We start from the raw sequence: 20,401 nt of genomic DNA on the forward strand, positions 1-20,401 counted from the left end.
GACCATGCGCAATTCCATGTTTGTCTTTGCAGCACTTGCAGGCCTCACGATCTTTGCCCTGCCAGCGGCCGCTGAATCGGACGAAGGAGCATGTGGGGCCCCAGCGTCTGTTGACCCGTCCGGTCCGATCGACCTGCAGGCCATCCCGATGCAGGACGCCGCCACCCCGAAAGCCATCAAGGGTGATGACGATGCGTGCGACGACCGGCAGGGCGATGAGGCCGACGAAAACGACTAGATCTTTCGTTGGCAGTGCCTGGCCCGCCACAGCACATAACGCGCGCAAATGTCGTCGGCCAAGGCCCGCTGCAAGGCCGGCAATGTCCAAAGTCCCCTACCAATTTCTGGAGAGTTTTCGTGGTCCCCATTCAACACATCCACCCCGTTCTTGTTCATTTTCCTATTGTTCTGATCTACACGCTCGCGGCTATCGACCTTGTGGCGTTGGCTGGTGGCAGCGCCGTCACCAAGAAATCGGGCGCTGGCACGATCTCTACTTTTGTGGCCCTGGCTGCCGGAGTGTTCGCCATTGGGACCTGGTTCTTCGGCGGTCTTGCCCTGGATCACGCCGAAGCGGCCGGCTTCAGCAGCGATGTCGCGGAAATCCACGAAAGCCTGGGGGGTATCACCGCCTTTGCCTTTCTGATTTGGGGACTTGTGCGGCTCACGCTTTGGATACGGAATCGCGAGTTTCGGGCTGTAACGATCGCCATCCCTTTGATCGAAATTGGCGGAGCGGTGCTGGTCACGGCGACGGCCTACTATGGTGGACTGCTTGTCTACGAGCTTGGCGTGAATGTCGCCAAGACCGCGATCGCTGGTTGACCGGCAGGTGCCCGTCATTCGCGACCCACATTTGGACCATCTGCCTCGATGGCAAAATGATTCAGATCAAGGCGCTTCATGCATGGGAATTCTAAGAAGCCGGAGGTTTGGAAAACTCCGGAGAGCGAACATGCAAGCCGAAGCCATCATGAGCAAGCCAGTCGTAGGCATAGACCCATCCGCATCGATCGCCGAGGCGGCCGCGATGATGCTCTTCAAGAAGATCAGCGGCTTTCCCGTCATTCGCGGCGACGGCACCCTGGTCGGGATCGTCAGCGAGGGCGATTTCCTGCGTCGCGGGGAATTGGGCACGCAGCGCAAGCGCTCGCGCTGGCTGGAGTTTCTCGTCAGCCCCGGAAAGGCCGCCGATGAATATGTCCACGCCAACGGGCGACGGATCGAGGAGGTGATGTCGCAAGATGTCGTCACGGCATCCCGCACCGCATCGCTCGCCGAGGTCGTCGAGCTCATGACGCGTCACCATGTCAAACGCATTCCGGTCGTCGACGCAGGGAAAGTCGTCGGCATCATCACCCGCTCCGATCTTCTGCGGGCATTGCTCAGCGTCCTTCCGGATGCAGCCCCTGCAGCCATCGACGACGAACAGATTCGGCAGAACATCATGACCGAGCTGGCGTCCCGTAAATGGGCCGGCAAGGACTTGATCAACGTGACGGTGAACAATGGCGTGGTGAAACTGAGCGGCGCCATCTTCGACGAACGCGAGCGTCAGGCGGCCATTGTTGCGGCCGAAAACGTCACCGGCGTCAAAGCGGTCGAGGATGGTCTCTTCTGCGCCGATCCCGTGTCCGTCCTCCTTGTTTCGTAGTGAAGTCGAGAGAAGTCACGTCATAAAACTCCTGCGCCGAGGCGAGGCACCATTGCGACGGTGACCTGCCAGTTCTCGCCCAGGCCTCGCCGCGCTCAGGTCGCGACCAAAGGTATCAATGGTCGAAGGAGCAACAGGGCGAATGCAACAAGCGCCGTGCCCACAACTCTTTCTGCCATCCTTTTGCCTCCGCTGAAGCGCCGACCTAGCAGAAGCCACACCGATCCGGTGGCAGCTGTCATCACCAAGAGCGCAAGCCAGAAGATCCCTAGCGCGCGCGGTTCGATGTTAATCGGCACGATAGCCAGGCAATAAATAAAGGCCTTCGGGTTTAGGGCGCTGGTCGCCGCAACAGAAATAGCGTCGCCGTTTTGGGACGCGTTGATCCGAGCACTCGCCGTCAGACGCAGGCCAAGAAACACGAGCCATGCGGCTGCAACCAGCCTAAGTATCTGAATGGCATCTGGCGACACAACGGGACGTAGCGAAAACCAGCACGCGGATGCAATCCCGTATCCGCATGCCTGAGCGGCCAAAAGTTTGATCGCATTCGCTCGTTTGACCGACCCAGCCATCAAAAGAGCGTTGGTGGGCCCTGGTGCAACAAAGAGCAGAAACGCTTCTAGTAAAAATAGATTGTCCAAACTGCCTGGCCCCGCGGGATGCAAACCTATCAACTGCAAAATGCCGGTTTGCGTTGACTCTCGTCAAGACACGGGCGGCACGACTTCCTCGACGCTGAGCCGCACGATGCACTACCGCTGGCCGGCCGCGTGCTGCAGTCGTGCGATCAGGTCGCGGTTACGGCAGTAATCTGGCGGGACATCGGCCTGCTGATGTTCGTCAAGCCAGGTCGAGCATTCATCCTGGTGCCCGCAGGAACGGCAGCGGTCCACCGCCCGATTGGTAACGCCCGCATGGTCAGGCACCGATTTCAATTGTCTGTCGACGCCGAGCTTCTGCATCATGCGACCCATGAGAGCGGTTCTGGCGTCGACTGAAATCAGGTAGTCGAGAAAAGTCATGTTGATCACTCCTGCTTAGGAGCCATCATTGCCATATTGGCGGCCGGCAGCGTTGATCTCGATCAACAAGCGGTATCGTTGCCAGCCCCTGAGTCCTAAACGGAAGCATGGCGCCAACCCAAGCGACAAGGCGGTCGAGAAAGGGCCGCTAACCGGCAAGCAGTTTTCCTGTGCCAGGTCTAGATCCAGCCATTCACAACGATCCACCTCGGGAAACGACTGCACGCGGCCGCTGCGTCGTGGCCATTCCATCTCAAACTGTTTCTGCGCAACGTCGCGGTATCGAAATCGCCTTCCAGCGCGAAAGCAGTGATGACTTTGCTCCTTCGCTGGCGCAACTCACCCAAGTAGAGCAGGGCTCCGTTGGGTTCCCAGCCTGCCTCTTCCGTGAATTCGCGCCGCGCCGCGACTTCTGGCAGATCGCCTTCGTCATACTCGCCCTTGGCGATGGACCGGCGCCAAGATCGCGGCTTTGCCAGAACGGGCCGCCTGGGTGGACGAGCAGCACCTGCAGCCCCTTGTTCGATCTCCGATAGGGCAGAATGCCGACGCTTCTTTTCATCATCGCTCGAAGCCTCCCCACGCGACCTACGATCTCGGGTAGGCCGCATGAGGCTTGGGTCCTCTGTCGATCAACTGCCCCGCCCTCTTCCGGTGCGACTGGCGGCTCTCTTGCCCGAAGAACCAGCGCTTGGTCGCCTCCGAGGCCAATAGATAGAGCGCAGTGATTGCGACAAGACCGGCAAGCACGGGCAGCGGCAAAGGCACGAAGCCGAACCAGCCGGCAAACGGCAGATAGGGGATCATGATCGCGACAACCCCGACACCCAATGTAAGCCAGGCAAGCAACGGGCTTGGACGGCTCGCCCAGAAAGCCTGTGCGTGCGCACAATGAGCACAATGGCAAGCTCTGTCAGCAACGACTCGACAAACCAGGCAGTCTGGAATGCGGCTTCCGTGACATGCGCGAAGAACAGAAGGAACGCGAAGGTCGCGAAGTCGAACAGCGAACTGACCAGGCCAAAGCTGATCATGAACCGCCGCACAAATCGGATGTCCCAGTGGCGAGGCCGGAGCAGTTGGTCGGCATCGACGTTGTCGCTTGCGATGGCGAGCGAAGGAACGTCAGAAAGGAAATTGTTGAGCAGGATCTGCTTTGCCAGAAGCGGCAGGAAGGGCAGGAACAGCGAGGCGACAGCCATGCTGATCATGTTGCCGAAATTGGCGCTGGTGGTGATTGAAATGTATTTCATCGTGTTGGCGAATGTCTTGCGGCCGTCGTCGACGCCGCTCACGAGCACGCCCAGATCTTGCTTGAGAAGGATGATATCGGCCGCCTCGCGCGCGACATCGACAGCGGTGTCGACTGAGATGCCTATGTCTGCCTCATGAAGGGCGGGCGCATCATTGATGCCGTCGCCAAGATAACCGACGACATGGCCCCTGCTCCGCAGTGCCTGAACGATGCGCTCCTTCTGGTTGGGGTCGATCTCGACGAAGAGATCGGTGTGCTGGACGCCCGCAAAGAGCGCGCTCTTGGTCAATTTCGACAGATCCTCGCCGGTCATGATCCTGTCGGCGCGCAAGCCGACCGCCTGGGCAAGATGCGCGGCGACGTAACGGTTGTCGCCCGAAATGACTTTTACCGCGATGCCGCGGTGGGCGAGCTCGGCAAGCGTCTCCTTGACGCCTTCCTTTGGCGGATCGAGGAAAAGCAAGAAGCCCACGAAGGCGAGATCGATTTCGTCTTTCCTGCTGAACGTTTTCCGGCTCTCAAATCGACGGATTGCCAGGCCCAGAACGCGGTAACCGTCCGCGCTCCAGCGCCGGAATTTTTCGTCGATCGCCGCACGCTGCTTCTCATCGAGGGGCTCCAGCCCTTTCGCCGTGCTGACGAAGCCGCACGTTTCGAGGACATTTAGTACGGCGCCTTTGGTGATCAGAAGATCTTCGGCATCCTTGGTCCGCACGACAACGGACAGGCGCTTGCGAATGAAATCATAGGGGATCTCGTCGACCTTGGTGAAAGCAGCCAATGATGCGCCCTCGCCCGGCGCACCGGCGATCGCTTCGTCGAGCGGGTTCTTCAATCCGGTCTGCAGGGTCGCGTTGAGACGTGCCCAAAGCAGGATGTCGGTTGACGGATTGCCGTCAACATCAAGCCATCCGTCGAGGTGGATCACGCCTTCCGTCAGCGTGCCGGTCTTGTCGGTGCACAGGACGTCCATGCTGCCCAGATTCTCGATGGCGTCGAGACGGCGCACTATGACGCCATTGGCAGCCATCGCGCGAGCCCCTCTAGCCAGCGTCACACTGATGATGGCCGGAAGCAGTTCCGGCGTAAGACCAACCGCCAGTGCCAGCGAAAACAGCAGCGATTCAATCAGCGGTCGATGCAGCATGAGGTTGGCGAAGAACACCAGGATGACAATCGCCAGCATGATCTCGGTCATCAGGTAGCCGAACAGTCTTATCCCCCGGGCAAACCCTGTTTCAGGGATTTGTCGTTCCAGGGCGGCAGCAATTGACGCGAATTCGGTGCGGGCACCGGTCGCCGCCGCAAGCACGGTTGCAGTGCCGCTGCGGACCGATGTGCCCGTGAAGACCGCATTGCTGCGCTGTGCGACCGAAGCCTCGGGCGCCGACCGCCCCGGCGCCTTCACAACGGGAAAGGTTTCGCCGGTCAGCACGGCCTCGCTGACATTGAAATCGCGCGCGTCCAGAATGATACCGTCTGCGGGAATAAGGTTTCCGGCCGCCAGGCGGATCAAGTCGCCCGGCACGATATCTTCGGCAGCAACCGAGCACTCGACGCCATCACGCAACACAATAGCCTTGCGCGAAATACGCTGTTTCAGTGCATCGATCGCCCGCGACGCACCGTACTCCTGGGTGAAGCTCAGGACGCAGCTTGCCAGCACGATCGCGCCGATGATCGCTGCCTCCTGGCCCTCTCCGACGAAGGCCGATACGGTGGCCGCGAAAATGAGGATCAGGACCAGCGGGCTACGGAACTGGCGGGCAAACACGACCAGGGCCGACGCGCTTGCCTTCGACGCAGGTGTGTTTAGGCCGAATTTTGCGAGCCTCGATGCGGCCTCCGGAGCTGCAAGCCCCGAGGCAGACGTCTCAAGGCGTCGCAGGAGGTCATTAGTCTCGATCGACCAATAGGCACCGCCATCTGGCGGGAGGGATTGCTGGTCAGCTTCGCCTATCATCAATACGACATGAAGCGGTTGATGCTGTTCTCTTCGATCAGTGTACGGGTGACGCCGCCAAACGCCCATTCCCGGAGGCGGCTGTGGCCATAGGCGCCCGAGACGATCAGGTCCGCATGGATGGAGCGTGCGAATGTCAGCAACCGGTCGCCGTCAGCCTCGCCGGCGATCAGCTCGGTCTGCGCCTTGATGCCATGGTGTTCAAGAAAGACGGCGACATCGTCGAGGCTGTCACGACTGGTTTCGTTGCGGTTGGTGTCTATCGTGGCGACGACAACTTCGTTGGCCTTGGCCAGAAATGGCAGTGCATCTGCTATCGCACGCCGTGCCTCCCTGGTGTCCTTCCAGGCAACCAGTACGGTTTTTGCGCGGATGTGCTCGATGTTGCCCGCGGTGACCAGGACTGGCCGTCCGGCACCCAGCGCGAGGCTGCCGATATCCACAGCGCGAAAGACATTGTCTCCATCCACGCCGCCGGTGACGATGAGGTCGGCCGCTCTGGCGGAAACGCTGAGGAACCGGGTCGGACTGCAGACCGCTTGCCCCCATTCGCTGGTAATCGAAGCTGGCACCAGCCTCTCGAACTCGGCACGCAATTCCGCAAGCCGCTTTTCGATTTCCGTCCGCTGGATCTGCATGATCTCGCCTTCATAGACCATGCCGTCGCCTGTCGCGACGAGAGGCGGGACGTCAGCTGCAGCCAAGCCGATGAGATGAGTTCCAAATCGTTCGGCAAGTTCGATCCCCACCCGCACGATAGGCGCAGGCGTCGCATCAATGGCGAGATTGACGATGATTGACTTGTAGGACATTGCGGGTGCCTTTTGCTGAAACGGTGCAATGCGTGATGAATCGCATTCGCGAGCGCCCGATGCCTTGATGCGCGTCAAAGACCGCCTATTGCAACCGCCAACTGCATCTGCGTCCGAAAGCGTCGTCTCGATCCGTTTTGCGTGTGCGGCGAGTAGTGATAATTAGCCCTGATAGCACCGTCTCGAACCTAGGAACTCCAGGTGATCAAAGACGAAGAGCTCAGTCTGTCGCCCGGCGGGACGACGCTGAAATCACTTTTGTCACGAATGTTCGATCAGGCTCCGGGCTTTATAGCTCTCATGCGCGAGCCAGGTCACGTTTTCGAACTGACCAATGCCGCCTACCAGCGATTGATCGGCAACAGGCAAGTGATTGGAAAGTCAGTGCGGGAGGCCTTTCCCGAGCTCGAAGGAGATGAATTTTTCGAACATCTGGACCACGTGTACACGACCGGCGAGACATACAGGGGCCAGGGCGTGAAGGTCGGCCTTCGCAACAAAGCCGACGGGCCGGTTGAAGAACGCATCCTGGATTTTGTCTATCAGCCGATCAAGGCCGACGATGGCCGTATCACCGCGATCTTCATTGAAGGCACGGATGTCAGCGACCTCTCCTATGCAAACGCAGCGCTTCGGCTGCGTGAGGACCATCTGCGATCGATCCTGGCCACAGTGCCGGACGCAATGGTCGTCATCGACGAACAGGGCCGGATCCAGTCCTTCAGCACCGCTGCCGAAACGCTATTCGGCTATCAGTCAGGCGAAGTCATTGGCAAAAACGTCAATATGCTGATGCCGCCGCCCTATCGCGACGAGCATGATGCCTATCTGCTTCGCTACCTGACGACGGGAGAGCGGCGGATCATCGGGCTCGGCCGCACTGTTACCGGGGCGCGCAAGGATGGCACGACGTTCCCGATGGAGCTTTCCGTCGGCGAGATGCATCCGGGAACCGGGCGCTTCTTTACCGGCTTTTGCCGCGACCTGACCGAACGGCACCGGGCAGAAGCGAGAATCCAGGAGCAGCAGCAGGAGCTCCTCCACATGGCGCGGTTTACCGCGCTCGGCGAAATGGCCTCGACACTTGCCCATGAGATCAACCAGCCGCTCACCGCCATCACGAACTACCTCAAGGGCAGTCGTCGGCTGCTCGAGAAGAGCACGGAAGAGAACGCGCCCATGTTGCGGGATGCCGTGGACAAGGCAGCTGAGCAGGCCCTGCGGGCAGGAGACGTCATCCGTCATCTGAGGGATTTTGTTGCAAGGGGCGAAAGCGAGCGTCAGGTCGAACGACTGCCATCACTGATCGAGGAAGCCTCGTCCCTCGCCCTGGTCGGCGCAAGGGAGATAAATGTCCTGGTTAGCTACAAGCTTGACCCTGCCGCCGAACTGGTCTTGACCGACCGTATCCAGATTCAGCAGGTTCTGCTCAACCTGATGCGCAACGCGGTGGAGGCCATGCAGGGCGCACCGCGCCGCGAATTGACAGTCACAACAATTGCCCGGGATGATGGGATGGCCGAGGTGAGCGTGATCGATACTGGCCCAGGCCTCGCGCCGGAGGTCGCGGCACAGCTTTTTCAACCATTTGTAACGACCAAGAAACAGGGCATGGGTGTCGGACTTTCCATTTGCCGCACCATCGTTGAATCGCACGGCGGCCACATATGGGCCGAGACAGTGCCGGCTGGGGGGACCGCCTTTCGGTTCACCTTGCGCATCGTGGGGAAAGACGAGGTCTCCAATGGCCGACAGTGATCTGGTGCACGTGGTCGACGACGACGTCGATGTTCGCAAGTCGCTCGGGTTTCTTCTGGCGACGGCAGATTTTGCAGTGCGCCTGTACGAATCGGCCACAGCTTTTCTCTCGACAGCTCCGACCAGTCTCGACGGCTGCATTGTCACCGACGTACGCATGCCGGGCATAGACGGCATCGAGTTCCTGCGCCAGCTCAGAACAAGCGGACATACAATCCCGGTTATTGTTATGACGGGCCATGCCGATGTGGCGCTCGCCGTACAGGCAATGAAGGAAGGCGCTTCAGATTTCATCGAAAAGCCGTTCGACGACGAAATGCTGATCGAAGCGATCCGCTCGGCGCTGGCCAACCGCAACCAGGCGAATGCGGCGCATCCGCAGTCAGCGGATATCCGCGGGCGTCTGTCGACCTTGTCGGAGCGCGAGCGACAGGTGCTGGACGGGCTTGTGTCGGGTCTGCCGAACAAGACGATAGCCTATGACCTTGGAATCAGCCCGCGCACGGTCGAGATCCATCGTGCCAATGTCATGAGCAAGATGGGCGCGGGCAGCCTTTCACATCTTGTGCGCATGGCGTTGATCGTGGAATCCAGGCCCTAGGGAGAGCCTTCGAGAGGTTTGTCAAATCTGGCCTTGGCCTGCTCCGGCTCCCAATCGCGCCAGTGGGTCGGTCTGATGTCAACACGGGCGCCAGTAGTGGCATTCCTCCAGCCTTCGCGACCCCTTATGCAAGGAAATACGAGCGCATGCTCCCCCTCCTCGTCGAAGACGGCCAGTTCGAGGTCGCGACCGTACGGTGCGCTTAGGATTGGGCTCCACATCGTCCAATGATCCCTCAAGCGCAGGTTCGCGCCTTGATCTGGATCATTTTTGAAATCGCGCGATGCGATTGTGGGCAAGTATGCGTGTCAGTCGTTCCGAGCGGACGAGGGTTACAATCATTTGTCTGTGTGGCCGCCATCCACGAGGTGGTAGCTGCCGGTGATGAAGCTGGCATTGGCAGACTGCAGGAAGCATGTCAGCACCCAGACTTCCTCTGGTGTTCCCAAGGGTCGGTTGGATGCAAGGCCGCCAGCTGGCCGATCGTTTCGGCGTCCAGAGCTCTCCCGATATCGGCTTTGACGCGAATGTTGTGGCCGGGGGCTACATCACCGGCCTGTTCGTCAGCCCAGCCAGCGCGTGCTTGGTCGAGACATAGACGCAGGGCGCCGATCGGCGCCCGCGCACGGGCTTGCGTCCTGTCTGCTCCTTGATCGTGATCAATGCCCAGTTTGGCGACTGGCCTATCATTCGACGCAAAGGAAAATTGCGATGCAGTACATCAAAGTCGACGAAGCGCTATGGGCGTCCAGCATGTTGCCTGAGGGCATTCTGGAGCGCTGGTTCATTGCCAGTGGCGACACAGTCAAGGCCGGTGAGCGAATAGCCGAAGTTCGCGTTGAAGACGCGCTGCACGAGATCGTCGCTCCGGCAGATGGCCGCGCAACGATAGTCGCCACAGCAAATGCCGTCATCGAACCCGGCTCGATCCTGGCAACGCTGGAGTCACAGTCCGCGTGAGGCATTCGCCGCCTCGCGGCGAAGTTTGCGCCCATCTCTCAACAATAACTCAAGGATGTATCAGTATGCAGACCCAACATGCCGTCGCCTGGCTGGACCATCGAGAAGCCAAGGTGTTCTTCTTCGACCGTGAGACAGTCGAGGGCCTGAGGCTTGCCACCACGCTGGCGCATCATCAGACCCATAACAAGGCAGGCACCGTCGACGGCAAACATGCGCCGGAAAACAATGCCTTCTACCACGAAGTCGTCAAGGCCCTGGAGCCGGCGCAGGAATGGCTGATCGTGGGGCCAGGATCAGCAAAGGATGAACTGGCCAAGCATATCCGCGACCACCATCCCCACTTGAAGGATCGCATCGTCGGCGTCGAACCGGCGGACCATCCTACGCAGGCCCAGATAGTGGCGCATGCGCGGACGTTCTACCGTGCCGCCGACCGGATGTTGCTCTAGATCATTCTGGGCCAGCCTGCTGGCGCCGCAATCGGCCCGCGGAGCCGTCAGGCTCGGGCGCCTGCCGTCTCAGTGGCCTCGATCACGGTTGCTGCAAGCTGCTGATGTAGGCGATGATTGCCTCGACCTGCTCGGGGCTGGCAATCCACTCAGGCATGTCCGGGTGGCCGGTCGAAATGCCTTCGGCGAGGGCTTCCTCAAGATCCGTGATCGGATAGCGCTTTGACAGGGTGCGAAAGGCGGGCGCGTCGGGATGGCTGCTCTTGTCGGTTTTTCCAACGGCATGGCAGCGGGCGCAATTGACTTCCACCAACGCCTTTCCGTGTTCCGTTACGCCATCGGCCAAGGCTGGCAGCACGGAACCGAGCAACAGCGCTGCCAGCGCGGAAACCCGTAGACGACGGCCGTGACCAGTACTCCTCATACAGGCGCTCATGGTTGCTGGCCCCGCATTTCCAATCTACGCGACTGTCTTCGCCGCCACGTCCTCGATAGCGGTTCTGGCTTCCTTGCGCACGCGCCTGGCCGTTTCCGAAGCGAGCTTGGAAGTCAGTGCCGCAACCTTGCCGGCTTCCGTGGCGTATTCCGATGCTGCATTCTGCAGGAAGGTGGAGAAGATGTCGAAGGCGTCGTTGAACTCCGAACCGTCGATGAGATCCTCGGCCAGCTTCACATCCTGCTCATAACGATGTTTCAAAAACGCGAGCGCCTCGATCTGATGGCGCATCATCGCCTTGAAGGTATGCGCCTGAAGAGACGCGGCAGCGAGGATGAGTTTCTGGCCATTTTCGGCCATCGCCAAGGGTTGCATGCCGAATTGCGACGGCTCCGGATGGGTCTGCATGATCGGTTACTCCTTTGTGAGGCGGCAAACAAAGTGCCCGCCAGAAAACGCTACCGCCATTCGCTGTCAGGTCGTTGATCAGGATCAACAGTCGCATGACCTTTGCCGGAATGCACGGGCATCGAGCGCCGTCTTGTCTCGTTGCCATGTTTGACACGCATCAAGGCCCTTTCCCCTTCTTCGTGGCTAGCTCACTTCAACCGCAAATGGGCTGAAGCGATGGCTTTCAAGACGATCATGGTTCAACTGGACGTGGACGCCATCGTCGCGCCGCTCATCTCGATGGCGTGGGATCTCGCTCAACGGCATGAGGCCGATCTGATCGGCTTCTGTGTGGCCGAGCCGCATTTTGTCATGCCAACTGGCGTCGACGACAGGGCCGCGACGAAGGCGACGTGGTCCCAGGTGGAGGATATAGAAGGTCGCCTCAACTGCTTGAGCGAGGAATTCCTAAGCGCTGTCAACGGCAGCAATCGCGCCTCGTGGCGCGGCGCAATAGGAAATCCGACCCGGCAGCTTGCGCTCAATGCACGTGCCGCCGACCTGATCGTAACTGGCTCGCCGACGAGCGATCTGCTGGTCGACCATCACCGCACCCTGGACACCGCAAGCCTGATCCTTGCAGCTGGCCGTCCGATACTTGCGGCATCGGAGACCCCTGCCCCGATCAGGGCCGAAACCATCCTGATTGCATGGAATGACACCCGGGAAGCACGACGTGCCGTCGTCGACGCCATGCCCTTCCTGATCAACGCCAGGGATGTCGTGATCGCCACCGTGGACAATGGAGGTCCTGCACCTCAGGAAAATGTTGCGGATATCGAACTCTTCCTGACACGCCACGGGGTGAAGGCGCGATCGGAAGTCTCGGATGCGCGCCGCTCCGAACCGGCGGAAATCCTGCTCCAGATCGGACAGGAGATTGCGGCCGATCTCATTGTGCTCGGCGGCTATGGTCATAGCCGTGTGCGGGAAACGACTTTTGGTGGTGTGACGCGCTCGGTACTCCAGAGCGGGTCGTTCCATCGGCTCATCTCAAATTGAGATAGCGCACCGCTGAGTTGCGGGCCAATTGATCCGGCGCAATGCAGAGACGTCCTCGACGCTTCAGGATGAAGATGGAAACTTCAAGGAGTACGTTATGAGCCAGATGTCCCATACCTCCTTTTCCGGCTTCACCCACGCTGCTCAACAGGCGCAACAGTGGGTCAACGAGCTTGCCAGGGATCTTTGCTGGAGCGAACCGAGCGCGTGTCGCCTTCTGAGGTCCGTTCTGCACACGGTGCGAGACTGGCTGTCGCCAGCGGAGATGGCCGATCTTTCGGCGCAACTGCCTGTTTTGATTCGTGGCATCTACTTCGAAGGCTGGAATCCATCGGTGCCTGCGTGCGAGCGCAAGAAAAGTGATTTTGTCCTCAGCGTCAGAACCAGTTTCGGCTACGATGACGACGTCGATTTCGATGTCGCGATCAACGCGGTGTTCAAGCTACTCGACCGTCATATTTCGCATGGCGAAATTGTGCAGGTCAGAAATTCGATGAAGAAGTCGCTTCGAAAATTGTGGCCGGTGGATTGACCGATGTTCCGCGACCGGGAAGAGGCTGGAGCGAAGCTCGGCATGGAGCTGAGCAAGCTTCAACTGCACCAGCCTGTCGTGCTGGCATTGCCGCGAGGTGGGGTTCCTGTCGCGGCGGAAGTGGCTAAGGCTCTCAATGCTCCTCTCGATCTGCTCATCGTCCGCAAGGTCGGCGCCCCAGGCAATTCCGAACTGGCCGTTGCCGCAATCGTCGATGGCGATCCCGGGGACGTGGTGTTGAACCGTGAGATCGTCGAGGCTTATTCGCTCGACGACGATGAGCTTCGTGTCTTGATAGCTCAAGAACGTCCTGAACTCGAGCGCCGGTGCATTGCCTACCGAGGCAACCGGCGGCCCCTGCCGATCGCTGGCAAGACTGCGATCATAGTGGATGACGGTGCAGCGACCGGCACAACCATGAAGGTCGCGATCCGTGCGCTGCGGCATCGCTTGCCACGGGAAATCATCGTTGCAGTTCCCGTTTCTCCGCCGGACACGGTGGCTGATTTGGCAATGGAAGCGGATCGCGTGGTATGCCTTAGCCAGCCAGGGCGGTTCCGTACCCTGGGTTACCATTACCTGCACTTTCCGCAGCTCTTTGACAGCGAAGTGATCGCCGCGATGGAGGAGGCTGCCCAGTTGTACAAGGCCGGCCAGCGGCACGTCGCTGGCCATGGTTCAAAAGCTAGATAGAAGAACAGGAGATCGCACTGATGCTGGTCCGCACGCTTTCCGCCTTAGAGTGCACGAAAATCCTGACAACCAATCGCGTTGGCCACCTGGCATGTGCGAAGGACGGGCAGCCCTACGTCGTGCCCTTCCACTACGCCCATTCGGATGCTCATCTTTACGCGTTTTCCATGCCGGGCAAGAAGATCGAATGGATGCGGGCCAATCCGTTGGTCTGCGTCCAGGTTGACGAACATGGCCAGGGGCGAGGATGGAGAAGCGTCGTTGTTGATGGCCGATACGAAGAACTGCCTGACCGGATCGGCCACAAGCTTCAGCGAGATCATGCCTGGTCGGTCTTGAGCAAGCACTCCGACTGGTGGGAACCTGGCGCGCTCAAGCCCGCCGTTCCTCCTACAGCCGGCAGTGCACCGCACGTTTTCTTCCGGCTCCTGATCGAGAAGGTATCCGGACGAGAAGCGAGCGAGTAGTCGCCCCATCAAGCCCTGCGAGAAATGAAAGGGCCGGCGCAACCCGCACGGGGCCTTTTCCCATTGAAAATGCTATCGCGCCATCAAGACCGGCAGCGCTTGCCCCTCAAGCATTGACTTGGTGACGCCGCCGAAAATCCGCTCGCGCAGCCGGGAATGACCATAGGCGCCCATGACCATCAGCTCGGCCGCAACGTCGCCCGCATGCTGGCGAAGCACGTCGGCGACCGAATGGTTCGCGCTCGGCAGTCGTTCGACGGTAACCTTCACGCCGTGCCGGGCAAGATAGGTCGCTGCATCTGCTCCGGGTTCCGCACCGTGATGGAACTCGTCCTCGATCGGGTCGACCATGACGAGGTGAACTTCTTCGGCGCTTTTCAGCATGTCGAGCGACTCGCGAACGGCGCGCGATGACTCAATGCGGGCGTCCCAAGCAACGAAGATGCGTTTCGGCCTCAGCGTTGGGCCGCGCGCCCTCGGGAACTAGCAGGATAGGCTTTCCCGATGAGAACAGCGCGCCCTGGATGACTTTATCCCTCAGCGTCGGGCTTGTGAGCAGATCTGGGCCAAGAATGGTCAGATCGGCATAGCGGGCGCGCCTTCCTATGACTTCGTCCGCCCACGCCGTATCGGGGTAGTCGTCGCTCAGATCAGCCGATACCGGACTCTTCGAAAGAAAGGCGCCGACTGCGGAGATTCGCTTCTTGAGCCTTTTGACCTCGGCCTGGCGCTCCTCAAGCCAGGCTGGCGAGACGACGGCGGCATACGCACCGCCTGAGGGCGGTGCGGCCAGTTCAAGAACGAGCACGGAGAGATGGGCGCCGATCTGTTCGCACAGGCCGGCGGCGAGCTTCAGATCGCCCTCGCCCTGGTTCGGTCCGGTAACCGTAGGCAGTGTCTTGAAAGTCACGGCAACAACTCCTCATTTCCGCGTGAAGGTTCAATCGTTGCTGAAGCTTAGGCGCGAGGGGCCGGTGCGTTCATTGCGCTGAATCAAACCCCTGGGTGCGGCCCCATTTGATCCGTATCAACGTCCTCGCGAGCCAAGGCTGTAGGCTTCCGCCAATCAATCGGGGAAACGCAGATGAAATTCCTGGTCGCGGCAGCTCTCGCAGGTTTGGCCTTCAATGCCGCCGCCCAGGAGTTGGGCAACGGCAAGGCGGAATACATGAATTCCTGTGCCGTCTGCCATGGTCCCGAAGGTAGAGGCGATGGTCCGCTCGGCGACGAATTGGTGAAGCGCCCAGCTGACCTGACCCGGCTTTCGAGAGACAATGGCGGCTCGTTCCCCTACTGGCGCGTTTTCGCGATGATCGACGGCCGCACCATCGTGCCGGAGCATGGCGATCGCCACATGCCGGTCTGGGGCCGCCAGTTCCTTCCCGGCGACGCCAGGAAATACGGCCCGAAAGCCGGCGAAATCGTCACCACTGAACGTATCCATGAGTTGGCCGGTTATGTGCAGACGCTGCAGCAATAGCACCCGAAGGCGGAATGCATCGATGGTGCAGACACGAACGAGGCGGACATGATCGTCGAAGACCAACAAGCCACTGCCGCGTTTCTGCTCGATCCCGCATCATATGGCGCTGCCGGGGCTGTCGAGGCGATCGAGACCCATATCTCGCGCATTTTTCTGACAGGCGAACGCGCCTACAAGATGAAACGAGCGGTCAAGCTGCCCTATGTCGATTTCTCGGCGCCGGCCCTCAGGCTAACCGCTTGCGAGAAAGAGGTGGAACTCAACTCAAGGACCGCACCCGGCCTTTATCTGGGGGTCCGGCGCATCACGCGGCAAGCCGACGGCAAGTTGGCTTTTGACGGTACGGGGCAAATGGTCGACGCGGCGATCGAGATGGTCCGCTTTGATCAGTCCAAGCTTCTCGATCGGATGGCGACCGCTGGAGAACTGACGCCTGGGCTGATGACCGCCGTCGCACGCATGATCGTGGGCTACCACCGTGCTGCGCCGACGATTCACAATGGCAGCGGGTCGTCCAATATGGCAGGTGTGCTTGACATCAACGAGGCCGGCTTTGCCACCAGTCATGTTTTCGCAAAAGCAGAGGTCACGAGCTTTGCCGAGGCCTTCCGCACCACCCTCGCCCGGCATTCCGGACTGCTCGATCGTCGCGAAGCCGCAGGCAAGATCCGTCGGTGCCATGGCGATCTGCACCTGCGCAACATCTGCCTTTTCGACGGCGAGCCCCGCCTCTTCGATTGCATCGAATTCAACGACCAGATCGCCAGCATCGACGTTTTGTACGACCTTGCCTTCCTGCTGATGGACCTTTGGCACCGTGGTTTTCCGCAATTCGCCAATCTTGTGATGAACCGCTACCTCGACGAAGCCGACGATGAGGACGGTTTCATCCTGCTACCCTTTTTTATGGCGGTGCGAGCTGCTGTTCGTGCGCATGTCACCGCAACGCAGGTCGCGGAGGGCAGTGCCGATTCCGACAAGTTGACTGCCGAGGCCAGATCCTATTTCGAACTTGCCCGAAGCTTTCTCCAGGAAACTCCGCCGCGACTCGTTGCCATCGGTGGCTTCAGTGGCTCCGGCAAGACGACCGTTGCAGAAGCGCTCGCCGCCCATGTCGGGGTGCCGCCCGGCGCCCGCATTGTCGAAAGCGACCGCATTCGCAAAGCCATGCATGGAGTACCCGCCGAGACCAGATTGCCGAACAAGGCTTACCGGCCGGAGGTCTCCGACCGCGTCTACCGGGAAATGGCATGGCGGGCCGGCCTGATCCTTTCCGAGGGTCGTTCGGTTGTTGCCGATGCTGTGTTTGACCGATCAGCCGATCGCGACCGCATCGAGAAGGCGGCACGTGACAGAGGCGTAGCTGTCGCCGGGTTCTGGCTGGAAGCGGATCCGCTTGTTCTCTGGCAACGGGTCAGCGGCCGCAAGGGGGGCCCTTCTGACGCCACCATAGATATCCTCTCGCGCCAATTGCAGCGAAATGCCACCCAGGCCACTTGGCGCAAGATCAACGCCGATCGAAAGCTCGTCGACATTGTCGAGGAATTGAGAGGGCTTTCAGAGAACGATACTGCTAAGACCCTGCGCACGGCCTCCTGACTGTTGCGGCAGGGCGATCGGCTTCAACGGAGTTCGAGAGTTGCCTCGACAAGGCCGGGCTCACTCGGATGACGCCTTATCGAGAAGCCAAACTCGCGGCACATGGCAAGCATCTTGCTGTTTTCGCTGAGCATGATGCCTTCGATCCGGCCGATCCCGTCTGCCTTTGCGTAGTCGACGATTCGGCTGAGCAATTCCCAACCCAGGCCATGACCCTGCAGATCCGTACGCACAAGCAAGGCGTATTCGGCGACAGTGTGGTCCGGATCGCAAGATAGGCGGCTGATACCCGCCAGCACGCCAGTGCTGGTCTCCAGAGCGACGAAAGCCATGTTGCGATCGTAGTCGAGTTGGGTGAGCCGCTTCAACATCTGGTCGGAGAAGCTTTTGCGCGGCGACAGAAAACGCAGGCGCAGATCATCAGGAGAAATCCTGGCAAGGAATTCGGGATAGAGAGCGATGTCGGCCGGCTTGATAGGGCGGATGTGATAGTGCGTTCCGCCTCCCAAAAACGCCTTTTCCCAACCCGACGGATAAGGCCTGATGGCAAGTGCCGGGTTCGGCCCCGTCTCCTCCACGCGTTCCGGCTTGATCTCGATGCGAGCGTCAAGCACAATCACGCCCTCGGCGTCGGCCAGCAGCGGATTGATGTCCAACGAAACAAGGCACGGAAAGTCAACGATCATCTGCGATAGACCGTTAAGTGCTGCAATGATCGATTGCCGATCGGCCGGCTTGCGATCGCGGAACCCGGCAAGCAGGCGGCCGATCCGCGTTTGCGCGATCAGGTCACCGGCAAGAACATCGTCGAGCGGTGGCAAGGCAATCGCTGTGTCATCCATCACCTCGACCGCGACGCCGCCTGCGCCAAACAGGATGGTCGGCCCGAAGATCGGATCACGGCTCATACCGAGGATGAGCTCCTGCGCCCGTTCTCGAACCACCATCGGCTGAACGGCATAGCCTTCAATATCGGCTTGCGGTGCGCGCTTACGCACACGCGCCTCGATTGCGCGTGCTGCCGCTCCGGCGGCAGCGGCATCGGCAATGTTAAGGACCACCCCGCCAATGTCCGATTTGTGCGAGATCGCGTTGGACAGCAGCTTGACGACGATGTGTTCAGACGTCTTCAGGAGCTTGCCGGCCGCCACTTCCGCTTCGGCAGGAGATCTGGCGACGACCGTCTTGGGCACCGTGATGCCGTAAGCGGAAATTGCTGCCTTGGCTTCGGGCTCGGTCAGCATTCGCCGCCCCTCCCTCGCGACCTGCCTGAATATGGCGAGCACGGCTTCCCGGTCGCGCGTTATGTCCTCGCTGCGGCTCGACGGTGTGCGCATCAATGCCCGCTGGGCACGCGACCATTCGCTGAGGTAGGAGACGGCCGTTGCCGCGTCGGCCGGCGTTTCAAAACTGGCAATGCCGGCATCCTGAAGGATTTGCCGCCCGGAGCGCGCCGTGTGCTCCCCGAGCCAGCAGGTCAGGACCGGTTTGCCGGCGATCATCCCTTCCCTTGCGAGTTCCGCAACCGCGCGTGCCGCGGCAAGCGGCGAACCCAGCCCCGTTGGACAATTCATCACCAGGACGACGTCCGTTCCGGGGTCGGCCGCCACGGCTTCGACGGCGGCCTTGTACCGCTCAGGCGGGGCGTCACCGATGATGTCGACCGGATTGGCGTGCGACCATGTCGGCGGCAATACGGCGTTCAGGGTGTCGATGGTGGCTGGTGAAAGCGCGGCCAGTTCCCCTTTGCAGTCGATGAGTTGATCGATGACCAGTACACCTGCCCCGCCGCCATTGGTGACAATGCCGACGCGGGCTCGTTTGAGGGGAGTGAAGCGGGCGATCGTTGCAGCGGCATCAAACAGCTCGGTCAAGCCTTTGACGCGCAGGATGCCTGCGCGCAGCAATGCCGCATCGACGACACGGTCAGCCCCCGAAAGCGCGCCGGTGTGGGTCGCGGCCGCTTTGGCCGCTTGCTCGTGCCGACCCGACTTGATCGCGATCACCGGCTTGACCCGTGCCGCCGCACGGGCGGCCGAGATGAACTTGCGCGGATTGGGAATTGTTTCGAGATACATCACGATGGCGCGTGTGTGCATGTCGCCCGCCAGCATGTCGAGACAATCCCCCACGTCGACATCCGCCATGTCACCCAGGGAGACGATCTGCGAGAAGCCGACATTGTTGTCGACCGCCCAGTCGATCAACGACGTGGCAATGGCGCCGGATTGCGACAGCAGCGCGATGTTACCCGGCTTGGCGGCCATATGCGCAAATCCGGCATTGAGCCTCAGTGGCGGGATCATCAGCCCGACCGTATTCGGCCCGATGACGCGCAAAAGAGTGGGCTTGGCAGCGTCGAGCATCGCGTGACGCAGGCCGTTCTCGCGCGTAAGCCCGGCGGTAATCACGACAGCCGCCCCTGTGCCCTTGTCACCAAGATCGCGCACGATGCCGGAAACCGTGTCCGGCGGCGTAACGATGACACCGAGGTCAGGTATGCCTGGCAGGTCGGCCGCCTTCGCGTAGCAGCGTCGGCCAGCCACTTGCGAATATTTCGGGTTGACCGGCCAGATGTCGCCTTCGAAGCCGCCATTGACGATGTTGTCGAAGACGACACGCCCGACAGAGCCGTCGCGCACCGATGCCCCAAACACGGCAACCGACTTCGGAGCGAACGCATGTTCGAGATTTCGGATCGTCACCCTCTGTGTCTCCTGTTCGTGGCGATAATCGCCAGTCGATCTTGCCCGTTCGTTGCGTTGGATCAAAGCGTTCTCCGGTCATCGCGATTAGCTCCTACGCAAGGTCACTCGCAAAGTGGCGACGAGCGGTTGCGATCAACGATTGGAGAGTTGGATGAGTTACTATTTCAGCAAGATCATCGCCATGCCGTTCACGGCGGCAATCGACCACGTGACCGACAAGCTCGCAAGCAAGGGGTTTGGCGTTCTGACCTCGATCGACGTCCAGCAGACCATGGAGGCTAAGCTTGGTGCAGAGTTCAGGCCCTATGTTATTCTGGGCGCGTGCAATCCGCATTTCGCATGGCGGGCGCTTCAGGCCGAAGACAAGATCGGAACCATGCTGCCTTGCAACGTAATCGTCACGGAGGTTGGACCAGGAAAGGTAGAGGTCGCAGCGGTGGATCCGGTCGCTTCAATGGGGGCTATCGGCAATCGTGAGCTTGCGCAGGTCGCGAACGATGTGCGGCGCCTGCTCGAGGAGATGGTCCGCGAACTCTAGCGCCAGGGCCATC

20 protein-coding genes and 4 pseudogenes are annotated in these 20,401 nt (G+C 60.3%); 14 read left to right on the top strand and 10 right to left on the bottom strand.

Annotation, left to right across the window (positions count from 1 at the left end):
* The first annotated feature begins 4 nt into the window (after positions 1-4).
* From HNQ71_RS07585 to HNQ71_RS07595, 3 genes are all read left to right on the top strand, one after another.
* Complete coding sequence (locus HNQ71_RS07585; protein ID WP_184871886.1) at positions 5-238, top strand: hypothetical protein; 234 nt, start codon at positions 5-7, stop codon at positions 236-238.
* Between the two features lie 119 nt (positions 239-357).
* A complete protein-coding gene (locus HNQ71_RS07590; RefSeq protein WP_184871887.1) occupies positions 358-825 on the top strand; it encodes a DUF2231 domain-containing protein in 468 nt (155 codons plus the stop codon).
* Between the two features lie 130 nt (positions 826-955).
* Positions 956-1,654, top strand: a complete 699-nt coding sequence (locus HNQ71_RS07595; protein ID WP_184872278.1) for a CBS domain-containing protein — start codon at positions 956-958, stop codon at positions 1,652-1,654.
* 95 nt (positions 1,655-1,749) lie between these two features.
* Here the strand turns inward: HNQ71_RS07595 and HNQ71_RS07600 are convergent, their stop codons facing one another.
* From HNQ71_RS07600 to HNQ71_RS07620, 5 genes and pseudogenes are all read right to left on the bottom strand, one after another.
* On the bottom strand, positions 1,750-2,298 hold the full coding sequence (locus tag HNQ71_RS07600; protein ID WP_184871888.1) for a LysE family transporter: 549 nt from the start codon (positions 2,296-2,298) through the stop codon (positions 1,750-1,752).
* Between the two features lie 111 nt (positions 2,299-2,409).
* A complete protein-coding gene (locus tag HNQ71_RS07605) occupies positions 2,410-2,679 on the bottom strand; it encodes a DUF6455 family protein (RefSeq protein ID WP_184871889.1) in 270 nt (89 codons plus the stop codon).
* Between the two features lie 121 nt (positions 2,680-2,800).
* Positions 2,801-3,244 (bottom strand): annotated as a pseudogene (locus HNQ71_RS07610) (NUDIX hydrolase); the annotation flags it as partial.
* Between the two features lie 23 nt (positions 3,245-3,267).
* Positions 3,268-5,897: pseudogene (mgtA, locus tag HNQ71_RS07615) on the bottom strand (magnesium-translocating P-type ATPase).
* Positions 5,897-6,709, bottom strand: a complete 813-nt coding sequence (locus tag HNQ71_RS07620) for a universal stress protein (protein WP_184871890.1) — start codon at positions 6,707-6,709, stop codon at positions 5,897-5,899. Before HNQ71_RS07620 ends, mgtA begins: the two are co-directional and overlap by 1 nt.
* Positions 6,710-6,976: 267 nt before the next feature.
* Here HNQ71_RS07620 and HNQ71_RS07625 point away from each other — a divergent pair, with 267 nt between their 5' ends.
* Both HNQ71_RS07625 and fixJ read left to right on the top strand, forming a co-directional pair.
* Positions 6,977-8,467, top strand: coding sequence for a PAS domain S-box protein (locus HNQ71_RS07625; RefSeq protein WP_246461377.1), 1,491 nt, complete (start codon positions 6,977-6,979; stop codon positions 8,465-8,467).
* Positions 8,454-9,068 (top strand): response regulator FixJ, encoded by a 615-nt coding sequence (fixJ, locus tag HNQ71_RS07630; protein ID WP_184871892.1) that lies wholly within the window; start codon positions 8,454-8,456, stop codon positions 9,066-9,068. Before HNQ71_RS07625 ends, fixJ begins: the two co-directional genes overlap by 14 nt.
* Before the next feature lie 338 nt (positions 9,069-9,406).
* Here fixJ and HNQ71_RS34785 read toward each other — a convergent pair.
* Positions 9,407-9,514: pseudogene (locus tag HNQ71_RS34785) on the bottom strand (short-chain dehydrogenase); the annotation flags it as partial.
* Between the two features lie 265 nt (positions 9,515-9,779).
* Here HNQ71_RS34785 and HNQ71_RS07635 point away from each other — a divergent pair.
* Complete coding sequence (locus HNQ71_RS07635; protein ID WP_184871893.1) at positions 9,780-10,028, top strand: lipoyl domain-containing protein; 249 nt, start codon at positions 9,780-9,782, stop codon at positions 10,026-10,028.
* Between the two features lie 65 nt (positions 10,029-10,093).
* Positions 10,094-10,480, top strand: coding sequence for a translational machinery protein (locus HNQ71_RS07640; RefSeq protein ID WP_184871894.1), 387 nt, complete (start codon positions 10,094-10,096; stop codon positions 10,478-10,480).
* A gap of 82 nt (positions 10,481-10,562) precedes the next feature.
* Here the strand turns inward: HNQ71_RS07640 and HNQ71_RS07645 are convergent, their stop codons facing one another.
* Both HNQ71_RS07645 and HNQ71_RS07650 read right to left on the bottom strand, forming a co-directional pair.
* On the bottom strand, positions 10,563-10,916 hold the full coding sequence (locus tag HNQ71_RS07645) for a c-type cytochrome (protein ID WP_246461264.1): 354 nt from the start codon (positions 10,914-10,916) through the stop codon (positions 10,563-10,565).
* Between the two features lie 24 nt (positions 10,917-10,940).
* Entirely contained in the window at positions 10,941-11,324 is a 384-nt protein-coding gene (locus HNQ71_RS07650; protein ID WP_184871895.1) for a phasin family protein, read from the bottom strand.
* A 219-nt stretch (positions 11,325-11,543) separates the two neighbouring features.
* Between HNQ71_RS07650 and HNQ71_RS07655 the strand changes: the two genes are divergently transcribed.
* The 4 genes from HNQ71_RS07655 to HNQ71_RS07670 all read left to right on the top strand — a co-directional run bounded on the left by HNQ71_RS07655 (position 11,544) and on the right by HNQ71_RS07670 (position 14,060).
* Positions 11,544-12,368: a universal stress protein gene (locus tag HNQ71_RS07655; RefSeq protein ID WP_184871896.1), complete on the top strand. Its 825-nt coding sequence runs from the start codon at positions 11,544-11,546 to the stop codon at positions 12,366-12,368.
* A 97-nt stretch (positions 12,369-12,465) separates the two neighbouring features.
* Complete coding sequence (locus HNQ71_RS07660; RefSeq protein ID WP_184871897.1) at positions 12,466-12,900, top strand: DUF2267 domain-containing protein; 435 nt, start codon at positions 12,466-12,468, stop codon at positions 12,898-12,900.
* Positions 12,901-12,903: 3 nt separating this feature from the next.
* Positions 12,904-13,593 (top strand): phosphoribosyltransferase, encoded by a 690-nt coding sequence (locus tag HNQ71_RS07665; protein WP_184871898.1) that lies wholly within the window; start codon positions 12,904-12,906, stop codon positions 13,591-13,593.
* Positions 13,594-13,613: 20 nt separating this feature from the next.
* Positions 13,614-14,060, top strand: a complete 447-nt coding sequence (locus HNQ71_RS07670) for a pyridoxamine 5'-phosphate oxidase family protein (RefSeq protein ID WP_184871899.1) — start codon at positions 13,614-13,616, stop codon at positions 14,058-14,060.
* Positions 14,061-14,132: 72 nt separating this feature from the next.
* Here HNQ71_RS07670 and HNQ71_RS07675 read toward each other — a convergent pair.
* Positions 14,133-14,970: pseudogene (locus HNQ71_RS07675) on the bottom strand (universal stress protein).
* A 174-nt stretch (positions 14,971-15,144) separates the two neighbouring features.
* Between HNQ71_RS07675 and HNQ71_RS07680 the strand changes: the two are divergent.
* Positions 15,145-15,540 carry a c-type cytochrome gene (locus HNQ71_RS07680; RefSeq protein ID WP_184871900.1) on the top strand — a complete coding sequence of 132 codons (396 nt, stop codon included), beginning with the start codon at positions 15,145-15,147 and terminating at the stop codon, positions 15,538-15,540.
* Between the two features lie 48 nt (positions 15,541-15,588).
* Entirely contained in the window at positions 15,589-17,142 is a 1,554-nt protein-coding gene (locus HNQ71_RS07685) for a bifunctional aminoglycoside phosphotransferase/ATP-binding protein (RefSeq protein ID WP_184871901.1), read from the top strand.
* 23 nt (positions 17,143-17,165) lie between these two features.
* Here the strand turns inward: HNQ71_RS07685 and HNQ71_RS07690 are convergent, their stop codons facing one another.
* The gene (locus HNQ71_RS07690; RefSeq protein ID WP_184871902.1) at positions 17,166-19,847 is read right to left on the bottom strand and encodes a GNAT family N-acetyltransferase; all 2,682 of its coding nucleotides are present in this window, start codon (positions 19,845-19,847) and stop codon (positions 17,166-17,168) included.
* Between the two features lie 154 nt (positions 19,848-20,001).
* Here HNQ71_RS07690 and HNQ71_RS07695 point away from each other — a divergent pair, with 154 nt between their 5' ends.
* Entirely contained in the window at positions 20,002-20,388 is a 387-nt protein-coding gene (locus tag HNQ71_RS07695; protein WP_184871903.1) for a DUF302 domain-containing protein, read from the top strand.
* Positions 20,389-20,401 lie beyond the last annotated feature (13 nt).

Source organism: Mesorhizobium sangaii (genome assembly GCF_014207355.1).
Classification (GTDB): domain Bacteria; phylum Pseudomonadota; class Alphaproteobacteria; order Rhizobiales; family Rhizobiaceae; genus Mesorhizobium; species Mesorhizobium sangaii.